Genomic DNA, 8,495 nt, shown 5'->3' with positions numbered 1-8,495 from the left:
CCGTTGATTTATAAAGAAGTGATGCCTTTTTGATAACTGAGGCATAAGATCCGTCTTTTTTGACCACCAGACATTCTTTTTGAATGTCTTTGCCCTCATCGAAAAGTGTGCACCATGTTCCCGGCACCTTGGACATCAGGGGTTCACAGGCATCACAATTTAACATCAGGCAGGGCCTGCCTACAATTTCAGACCGTTTGTATCCAAGGATCTTTTCCATGGCACGGTTTATATGAAAGATTGATCCGTCTGGCCTGACTATCATTAAACCGTCATTGAGAAGATTAAGGATCTTATCCCAATTTTCTATGAGTTCAAATTCTGTCGTTTCAATTTCCATCGATGGCCTCATGCATTGACATATCGTTTAAACATATTGATTATACAGTATGTACATTTTAGGCAAGGACTAAATTGTGAACATTGCTGGTAAATATATTTTTTGTCATTATTATAGATGGTTGAAAAAACATACCGTTAATTTTTTTTTGGGCATGCGTATTGCTTAGCAAAACACCTATAGCTGTCCGGAGAACAGAAGTACCCCATAATCTTATTTCAATGCATGGAGGTAATGATGAAAAAATTGTTTGCAGTGTTGCTTTCTTTGGCCCTTTTGGTGAGTGTGGCGGCAGTATCCCCGGTATGGGCGGGTGGCGGCAAGGTTCAACATGAGATTGGAGATGGATTTGGAGATGGGAGTGATGCACAAGGCAACCAAGTTGATGGAGACTAAGAAATCGTTCTAAACGCTTAAGTAGATAGGATTTATTTAAAGCACCAAGAAATAGAAGGCCAACCCCAACATCTGGTGGTTGGCCTTTTTTGAATAGAAGGGGAGAAACTATACCAGCTGGGTCACCTGTTTCAAAACGCTGCAGTTCGGTCAAGATGAAGGCGGGTGATCATTTCAACCGCAGGCATACATGTGGTATGTCGAGGATTGAAATGTGAGCCCAACGCCGATATTGGCCGTAATGGGACGTTTTGAAATTACCTCAAGCATCTTATTTTTCCCGCTCTACCAACCCCTTCACAAACCAGCGCTGCATCATCAGCACCACCAGGATGGGTGGCATCATCACCAGCAGTGAACCGGCCATGGCGACGTTCCAGTAGGGTATGTCGTCCGCTTGCGGAATCAGGTGCTGAAGGCCGATAACGGCGGTGGTCATGTCCGGATTGGTGGTGATGAGAAGCGGCCACAGGTACTGGTTCCAGCCGTAGACGAACTCGATGACCACCAGCGCGGCAATGTTCGTCAAGGAAAGCGGCAGCAGGATCTTGCGGAAAAACATCATGGCCGAGGCGCCGTCCAGCTTGGCGGCTTCGCACAGCTCCTCGGGCACGGTCAGAAAAAACTGCCTGAACAGAAAGGTGCAGGTGGCCGAGGCCACCAGGGGAAGAATCAGGCCCGTGTAGCTGTCCAGCAGGCTCCACTCCAAGGCGATTTCAAAATCGTTGCCCACCCACCACTGAATCAGGCTGTTGAGATGCACGGTGTCGACAAACCACTGCAGGGGACCGAAGATGTTGGCTGCAATCTCGTAGGTGGGCAGGATACGCACCTCCACCGGCAGCATCAGGGTGCAGAAGACAGTGGCAAAGGCCACCTTGCGGAAGCGGTAGTCGAAGTAGACAATGGAGAAGGCACCCAACATGGAGACGACGATCTTGCCGATGGTGATGCCCGAGGCCATGATGAACGAGTTCATCAGCTGCTGCCCCAGATTGCCTTTCTCCCAGGCTGTGTTGATGTTCACCCAGAACTGGTCTCCGGGGATCAGCGGCATGGGCACCTTGGCAACCTCTTCTAAAGGCAGAGATGCTGCCACCAAGGTATAGAAAATCGGAAAACCCACGATGCAGATGCCCAGCATCAGAAATCCGTAAGTCAGCGCGTCGAGTATAGGGGTTCGTTCAACCATGAAAAGCCATTACACCGTATAGTGAACTTTGCGCTCCACAAAGCGAAACTGAAGCACAGTGATGGTGACGATCAGGATCATGAGCACCACGGACTGCGCCGCGGAGGACCCTAAATTCAGGCCGATAAAGCCGTCCTGGTAAACCTTGTACACCAGGGTGTTGGTGGCGCCGCCGGGTCCGCCCTGGGTAACCGTGTGGATCACCCCGAAAGTCTCGAAAAAGGCGTAGATAATATTCATGACCATCAGGAAAAAGAAAGTGGGCGAGAGCAGCGGGAACGTGATCGTCCAGAAGCGTCTGAACGGCCCGGCGCCGTCCATGGACGCCGCTTCGATGAGCGAATGGGGAACCGCCTGCAGCCCGGCCATGAAAAAAACGAAGTTGTAACTGATCTCTTTCCAGGCGCTGGCCATCACCACCAGGATTAGCGCGTCGGTGCCGCTGAGCATGGGGTTCCAGTCGATGCCCAGCCGGTCCTGGATAAAAAAGGCCAGCACACCAAATGACGGGTGCAGCAGGAAAAGCCAGAGGATGCCCGAAATAGCGGGCGCCACGGCGTAGGGCCAGATCAGCATGGTGCGGATCAGGGCCTTGGCCCGCAGGGCCCGGTTGGCCAGCGAGGCGATGAACAGGCCAAAGGCGATGCTGGTGATGGCCGTGGCCAGGCTGAATCCGAGGGTGATCCCGATAGATTTAAGGTACAGGGGGTCGGTAAAGATATTGATAAAATTGTAGAACCAGACGAACTGGCTGCGCTGGCCGAAGGGATCGCTGAGCATGACCGACTGGAGCAGGCCCTGCACGGCCGGCCAGTAAAAGAAGATCAGGGTGACCAGGATCTGCGGCAGGATTAGCAGATAGCCCAGGGTCTTGGATTTGAAATGGGATCGTTTGATCATGGCTTGGGGTGGTCGGTGCCGGTGTATGTGCCGCGGAAAAAATAAATCGCAAGTACCAAAATTTAAATAGAAGGATTAAGGGTCTTACGGTGCACCGGCGCATGATATCGCGCATCAACCGGCGCACCGTAAGGAGTATACCGCTGTTTTTTGGAATGTCTACTTGTAGGTTTTCTCAAATTCACGCAGCTTGTCGTTGCTTCTGGATACCGCGGCGTCCATGGCCTGCTGCGGCGTCTTGGAGCCGTTCCAGAGCAGCTCCATCTCTTCGTTGATGATATTGCGGATCTGGACAAAATAGCCCAGGCGCAGCCCCCTGGAGTTCTTCGTCGGCTTACGGCGGGTCATCTGCAGGATTCCGACCTCCTGGTAGGGATTTTCCTCGAAATAGCCCTTTTTCTTCAAGTCCTCATAGGCCGTGATGGTAATAGGGAAATAGCCGGTCTCCATGTGCCACAGCTCCTGCATGTCGTTCTGTGCCAGAAAATCCATGAAAGCGGCCACGCCCTTGTAGTCTTTTTTGGGATGACCCGTCATGACCCAAAGGGAGGCACCGCCGATGATGCTGTTTTGGGGCGCCTTCATGCTTGCTTCTACCGGCAGCGGGGCCAGATCCCAGGCGAATTTGGCATTTTTCTTGACATTGCCGATGCCGCTGATGGATTCCATCAAAATGGCTGCGTCCCCGCCGACAAAAGCGGCCTGGGGTCCCTGGTATTTCTGACCTTCGTAGGAAAAGCGGTTGTCCGCCATCCAGGATTTAAGCCGGGTGAGGTGGTTGACCACCTGGGCATTGTTAATCAGCAGTTCAGTGTCCAGGCCCTCGTAACCGTTGGCCTTGGACGCAAATGCCAGGTCGTGCACAGCGCTGTAGTTTTCCACCTGGGTCCAGGACTGCCAGGAGGTAACCATGCCTTTTTTCACTCCGGAGGCGATGAGTTTAGCGGTAATATCGCCCATCTGGTCCCAAGTCAGCGGTTCGGTCTTGGAGGGCAGGTCGATACCGGCCTTTTTGAACAGGTCCACGTTGTAGTACATGACCGGTGTAGACGAGTTGAACGGCATGGAAAGCAGGTTCTCGTTTTCGTCCACATAGTATGAAAGAACCGGCTGCAGGTAACTGGACCAGTCGATTGTGTAGCCCTGATCGGCCATGAGCTTGTAGACCGGATAGATGGCCCCGGAGAGCATCATGGTGAGCGTGCCTACTTCGAAAGACTGCAGGATATGGGGATGCTTTTTGGCTCGATAGGCGGCCACGCCGGCATTGACCGTCTCGTCGTAATTGCCCTTGTTGGTTTCCACCACCACATAGTCTTTCTGGGATGCGTTAAAGGCATCCACGATCTTTTTCAGGGTTTCGCCCCGAGCACCCCGCATGGCGTGCCACCATTGAATTTCAATAGGTTTCGCAAAAACCTGATCGGCAGCGAAAACCGCCAGAATCACCAATACCATCAACATCATGAGTTTTTTCATCATGGCTGCACGCTCCTCCTGATTGTATGTAACGGTTTGAAAATAGATAGAAAAGAAGATAGATCCGCTCGATATAAAATAAGAGTAATGGGTTCACACCCACGAGTCAAGCATTTATTAAAAGGTCGATACATTGATGAACAGCACCAAGGATCTGGGAAAATACCGCATCTGTGCAAAGAGTGCTTGACTTGAACCGGAAAAGCGTGCTCATTTTTCACTACGCAAACTAACCATCCAGAACAGGGGTTCCATGGCACAGGTCATAATCAAGGACATCGTTAAACGATTCGGCAAAACAGAAGTGGTCCACGGCATCAGCCTGGACATCACAGACAAGGAGTTCGTGGTCCTGGTGGGCCCCTCCGGCTGTGGTAAATCCACCGTGCTGCGCATGGTAGCCGGGCTGGAGAAAATCACATTGGGCACGGTCAGCATCGGTGACCGCATCGTCAACGACGTGGCCCCCAAGGACCGGGACGTGGCCATGGTATTCCAAAACTACGCCCTATACCCCCACATGAACGTCTTCGGCAACATGAGCTTCGGGCTGAAGTTGAGCAAAACCCCCAAGGCGGAAATCCTCCAAAGGGTCAACGAAGCGGCCGCTATCCTGGGCCTGGAAGAACTGCTGCACCGCAAACCCCACGAGCTCTCCGGCGGTCAGCGGCAACGGGTGGCCATGGGCCGGGCCATCGTGCGCAAGCCATCGGTATTTCTATTCGACGAGCCCCTGTCCAATCTGGACGCCAAACTGAGAACCCAGATGCGAACGGAAATCAAACGGCTGCACCAGAAGGTCCAGTCCACGATTATCTACGTCACCCACGACCAGGTGGAGGCCATGACTCTGGCCAACCGTATCGTAGTAATGCGCGACGGCAACATCGAGCAGGTGGGTCAACCCATCGAGCTGTTTCAGAACCCGGCCAACACCTTCGTGGCCGGCTTTATCGGCAGTCCACCCATGAACCTGGTGCCCGCCCGCATCGTTAAAAGCAACGAACGCCTGATGGTTCGCCTCAACGACCAGCTCAACGTACCCATCCCCGAAAAGACAGGCATGATGGTCCGGGCGGAGACTGATGTGATCATGGGCCTGCGCACCGAAGATTTTACCGTGGACAACGGCAACAGCCACTTTCCCGAGGAATGGAAGGTGGACGGCACGGTAGAGGTGGTCGAGCCGCTGGGTGGTGAAACCCACATGCACATGGATTTTAATGGCGTCACATTCATAGCCAAAAGTGAAGGCCATAGAATCTTTAAAGCAGGCCAGCAACTGCGCATGGCCATGAACCTGAATCATCTGCATCTGTTCGATGCCGGCACCACTCACTCGATGTATTGATTGCCTTGATTCATGGGTAAAATAAGTGTACCTATAACGGGTCTGTCTGTCCGTCTTTACTTTTCCTGAACTGTTCTAATTTATTTTAGTTTCCTTGATCCGGGCACCGGACCGAGACCGTCTTATTCACCGAGGAGGACCCATCATGCAAGTCACAATCAAAAAAGCCGAGCCGCTGAAAGCCAAACCGGATGAAAACAAGCTGGGGTTCGGCACAATCTTCACCGATCACATGTTCAACATGGACTACAGCGTTGAAAAAGGATGGTACAATCCCCGCATCGAGCCTTACGCACCCCTGGTGATGGAGCCATCCACCATGGTCCTCCACTATGGTCAAGGGGTCTTCGAAGGCATGAAGGCCTACCGCAACCAGCAAGGGGGCGTTCAACTGTTTCGCCCCCAGGAAAACTTCAGGCGCCTCAATGCGTCCAACCGCAAGCTCTGCATCCCCGAAATCGACGAAGCCTTTGCCCTGAAGGCCCTCAAGCAGCTGCTCACCGTCGAAAAAGACTGGATACCCAGCGCTCCGGGGACCTCGCTATACATCCGGCCAACCATCATCGCCACCGACCCCTTCCTGGGCGTCCGGGCCTCTTTTACCTACCGGTTCTTCATTATTCTCAGCCCGGTGGGAGCCTACTACGCCGAAGGGTTCAACCCGGTGAAGATCATGGTCACCAAGGAGCATGTGCGGGCGGTTCGCGGCGGTGTGGGTGACACCAAGACCCTGGGCAACTATGCCGCCAGCCTGCTTGCCGGCGATAAGGCCCACAAGGCCGGCTACACCCAGGTGCTGTGGCTGGACGGCGTGGAGCAGAAGTATGTGGAAGAGGTCGGTGCCATGAACATCTTTTTCGTCATCGGCGACGAACTGGTTACGCCCATGCTTTCAGGCAGCATCCTGCCCGGTATCACCCGCGATTCGGTGCTCGAACTGGGCAAATCATGGGGCATGACGGTGTCCGAAAGAAAAATCAGTATCGACGAAGTGATGGCCGCCCACACGTCGGGGCAGTTGAAGGAAATCTTCGGTTCCGGCACCGCAGCGGTCATTTCTCCGGTGGGCGAGCTTAAGTACGAGGATACGGTTATCACCGTCGGCGACGGCCGGGTCGGTCCCCTGGCCCACAAGTTTTTCCAATCCATCCAGGAGATTCAGTACGGCACCATCGAAGACCCTTCGGGCTGGGTGGAACCAGTCTGAGGGGTAGTAGGTAAATCACAATACCCAAAAACCAAATGACAAATAAAACACAATATCCAAATTCAAAAATCCAAACCATATGCTCTTGAGGAGAGAGCATTCCAATCATCAATATTGGATAGATCAAAATAACAATCAGTTGCTTTCTGCCCTTATTTGAGATTTGGATATTGTAATTTGGAATTTATTTGAGATTTGTTATTTGTATTTTGTTATTTAAAATTAGGTGGTTGCATTCTGTTGTTTCCAGTGTCCCGGGTTAGGTTGAAGGTCAGAGGACTCATTCTGTTTCACCAATATCCCAACGGTAATCAATTTTAGCCGCGGAGGTTTCATGAAAGTCAGAAAAGCCGTTTTCCCCGTCGCCGGTCTAGGTACCCGGTTTCTGCCGGCCACCAAGGCCATGGCCAAAGAGATGCTGCCGATCGTGGACAAACCCCTGGTCCAATATGCCGTGGAAGAGGCCTATGCCTCCGGCATCAAGGAGATCATTTTCGTTACCGGTGCCGGGAAAACCGCCATCGAGAACCATTTCGACCACTCCTGTGAACTGGAGCACATGCTCATGGCCCGGGGCAAGGACGCGCAGCTGAAAATGATTCACGCCCTGATCCCCGAACCCGGCTCCATTATCTACACCCGCCAGAACCAACCCCTGGGACTGGGCCATGCCATCTGGTGTGCCAGGAACATCGTGGGCAACGAACCCTTTGCGGTTCTGCTGGCGGACGACTTAATCCAAGCGGAGAAACCGGTGCTGAAACAGATGATGGAGAAGTTCGATGAGCTGCAGTCCTCAATCGTTTCAGTCGTTGAAGTGGACCCGAAGGAGACCAGCAAGTATGGCATCCTGGATGCTGACCCGCTGGTCAACAGCATCACGAAAATTCGCGGTTTGGTGGAAAAACCGAAACCGGAAGAGGCACCCTCGAACCTGGCCATCATCGGCCGATACATTCTGACTCCGGAAATTTTCACCATCCTTCAAGGCAAAGAGACGGGCGCCGGCGGTGAAATCCAGATCACCGATGCCATGGCCCGGCTGCTCAAGACCCAGGATATCTATGGCTACCGCTATCAGGGAACCCGTTTCGATTGCGGCAACAAGGCCGGCTTTCAGATGGCCAACCTTGCATTTTCTTTTGACCGGCCGGACTTGCGGGAACGTCTGCTGCCCTTTATACGCAATCTGATTGATAAATATTAAAGATGGATATTAAGCCGATACCGGCCTCGGAAAGAAATCTAAACGGCTTCGATTATTTTCTCCTCTGGGCCGGGGTGGCGATTTCCCTGGCCGAAATCTGGGCCGGCGGCTTTCTGGCCCCCATGGGCTTTTGGGCCGGCTTTTGGGCGATCATATTAGGCCACGTTATTGGCAACACCTTTATGGGCTTGGGGGGTATAATCGGCTCACAATACGGGATCATCTCCATGGTCTCGGTACGGCCCGCCTTTGGTATCCGCGGTTCCAATTTGCCGGCAGTGTTGAACATCATCCAGCTCATCGGCTGGCATCCATCATGCTGATCATCGGCGGTCGGGCCGGCGCCATGCTGGGAGCCCCCTTCGGAGGGATGCTGGCTTCCAACCAGTTCTGGATCGTCTTGATCGGCATGGGAACCCTGCT

Annotated in this window: 9 protein-coding genes; 5 read left to right on the top strand and 4 right to left on the bottom strand. The window is 53.0% G+C overall.

Annotated features, from left to right (window positions below):
• A partial coding sequence (locus tag QNK41_RS06855; RefSeq protein ID WP_319255100.1) for a PAS domain S-box protein occupies window positions 1-340 on the bottom strand: 340 nt, incomplete at its 3' end.
• Window positions 341-574: 234 nt separating this feature from the next.
• Between QNK41_RS06855 and QNK41_RS06850 the strand changes: the two genes are divergently transcribed.
• Complete coding sequence (locus QNK41_RS06850; RefSeq protein ID WP_319255098.1) at window positions 575-736, top strand: hypothetical protein; 162 nt, start codon at window positions 575-577, stop codon at window positions 734-736.
• Between the two features lie 271 nt (window positions 737-1,007).
• Here QNK41_RS06850 and QNK41_RS06845 read toward each other — a convergent pair whose 3' ends face one another.
• The 3 genes from QNK41_RS06845 to ugpB form a co-directional block, all read right to left on the bottom strand.
• On the bottom strand, window positions 1,008-1,928 hold the full coding sequence (locus QNK41_RS06845; protein ID WP_319255096.1) for an ABC transporter permease subunit: 921 nt from the start codon (window positions 1,926-1,928) through the stop codon (window positions 1,008-1,010).
• A gap of 9 nt (window positions 1,929-1,937) precedes the next feature.
• On the bottom strand, window positions 1,938-2,828 hold the full coding sequence (ugpA, locus tag QNK41_RS06840; protein ID WP_319255094.1) for a sn-glycerol-3-phosphate ABC transporter permease UgpA: 891 nt from the start codon (window positions 2,826-2,828) through the stop codon (window positions 1,938-1,940).
• Window positions 2,829-2,987: 159 nt separating this feature from the next.
• Entirely contained in the window at window positions 2,988-4,310 is a 1,323-nt protein-coding gene (gene ugpB, locus QNK41_RS06835) for a sn-glycerol-3-phosphate ABC transporter substrate-binding protein UgpB (RefSeq protein WP_319255092.1), read from the bottom strand.
• A 250-nt stretch (window positions 4,311-4,560) separates the two neighbouring features.
• Here ugpB and QNK41_RS06830 point away from each other — a divergent pair, with 250 nt between their 5' ends.
• From QNK41_RS06830 to QNK41_RS06815, 4 genes are all read left to right on the top strand, one after another.
• Entirely contained in the window at window positions 4,561-5,658 is a 1,098-nt protein-coding gene (locus QNK41_RS06830) for a sn-glycerol-3-phosphate ABC transporter ATP-binding protein UgpC (protein ID WP_319255090.1), read from the top strand.
• 145 nt (window positions 5,659-5,803) lie between these two features.
• Entirely contained in the window at window positions 5,804-6,865 is a 1,062-nt protein-coding gene (locus tag QNK41_RS06825; RefSeq protein ID WP_319255088.1) for a branched-chain amino acid aminotransferase, read from the top strand.
• Between the two features lie 334 nt (window positions 6,866-7,199).
• Window positions 7,200-8,072 carry a UTP--glucose-1-phosphate uridylyltransferase GalU gene (gene galU / locus QNK41_RS06820; RefSeq protein WP_319255086.1) on the top strand — a complete coding sequence of 291 codons (873 nt, stop codon included), beginning with the start codon at window positions 7,200-7,202 and terminating at the stop codon, window positions 8,070-8,072.
• Window positions 8,073-8,074: 2 nt separating this feature from the next.
• Window positions 8,075-8,395, top strand: a complete 321-nt coding sequence (locus QNK41_RS06815) for a cytosine permease (protein WP_319255083.1) — start codon at window positions 8,075-8,077, stop codon at window positions 8,393-8,395.
• Window positions 8,396-8,495: the final 100 nt, after the last annotated feature.

Source organism: Desulfosarcina sp., from assembly GCF_033791525.1.
In the GTDB taxonomy this organism is placed as follows: Bacteria; Desulfobacterota; Desulfobacteria; order Desulfobacterales; family Desulfosarcinaceae; genus Desulfosarcina.
Note: the sequence above shows the minus strand (reverse complement) of the source record. Positions and strands in the feature narration are given on the sequence as shown.

Excerpts from the sequence above, each read along its gene's own strand:
- QNK41_RS06845 (WP_319255096.1), bottom strand. The coding sequence starts at position 1,928 with ATGGTTGAACGAACCCCTATACTCGACGCGCTGACTTACGGATTTCTG.
- QNK41_RS06830 (WP_319255090.1), top strand. The coding sequence starts at position 4,561 with ATGGCACAGGTCATAATCAAGGACATCGTTAAACGATTCGGCAAAACA.
- QNK41_RS06815 (WP_319255083.1), top strand. The coding sequence starts at position 8,075 with ATGGATATTAAGCCGATACCGGCCTCGGAAAGAAATCTAAACGGCTTC.
- QNK41_RS06850 (WP_319255098.1), top strand. The coding sequence starts at position 575 with ATGATGAAAAAATTGTTTGCAGTGTTGCTTTCTTTGGCCCTTTTGGTG.
- galU (WP_319255086.1), top strand. The coding sequence starts at position 7,200 with ATGAAAGTCAGAAAAGCCGTTTTCCCCGTCGCCGGTCTAGGTACCCGG.
- QNK41_RS06825 (WP_319255088.1), top strand. The coding sequence starts at position 5,804 with ATGCAAGTCACAATCAAAAAAGCCGAGCCGCTGAAAGCCAAACCGGAT.
- ugpB (WP_319255092.1), bottom strand. The coding sequence starts at position 4,310 with ATGATGAAAAAACTCATGATGTTGATGGTATTGGTGATTCTGGCGGTT.
- ugpA (WP_319255094.1), bottom strand. The coding sequence starts at position 2,828 with ATGATCAAACGATCCCATTTCAAATCCAAGACCCTGGGCTATCTGCTA.